Annotated in this window: 1 protein-coding gene; it reads right to left on the reverse strand. The window is 66.8% G+C overall.

Going from position 1 to position 470, the window contains the following annotated elements; translation table 11 throughout:
• Nucleotides 1-72 precede the first annotated feature (72 nt).
• Nucleotides 73-470: hypothetical protein (locus BN4575_RS22835; protein ID WP_218060801.1), on the reverse strand; the 398-nt coding region annotated here is incomplete at its 5' end.

Here is a 470-nt window from a genome sequence, read left to right on the forward strand (position 1 = left end):
TGGTGGTGCAGGACCGCGCTGGGAGGGAGGTGCGCGGGCGCGGGTTCAGGTGTCGCTGCGCGGGCGCGGGGTTCAGGTGTCGCCGTGCAGGAGCAAGCCCTGGCGCCGAAGTTCGGAGGCGATGAAGGGGGCGCGGTGCTCCAGGTAGACGAGATCGATGCCGCTCTCGCCCGGGCCGAGGTGGTAGCTGGTCACGTATTCTTCGCGCTGTTGTCGGCAGTCACGAAGGTTCAACAGGGACAGGGTGGCGTCGATCTTTGGGTGCTGCGCGTTCGGTGCGCCGTGGCGTCGCTGGACGTCGAGGGTCGCGAAGTCGAGTTCGAACCAGCCGTCCTGCACCTCGAATGGGTCCACGACATCCAGCACGCCCTTGGCGGTGTTCACGCACGCGGCGCTGAGGCGGTAGTTCGACCATTCGTAGGCGAGTTTCCGGTTCTTCGACTTCGCGACGAAGTGGTCGACCGTCGGGC

The organism is Aeromonas sp. EERV15, from assembly GCF_900079845.1.
In the GTDB taxonomy this organism is placed as follows: domain Bacteria; phylum Pseudomonadota; class Gammaproteobacteria; order Enterobacterales; family Aeromonadaceae; genus Aeromonas; species Aeromonas sobria.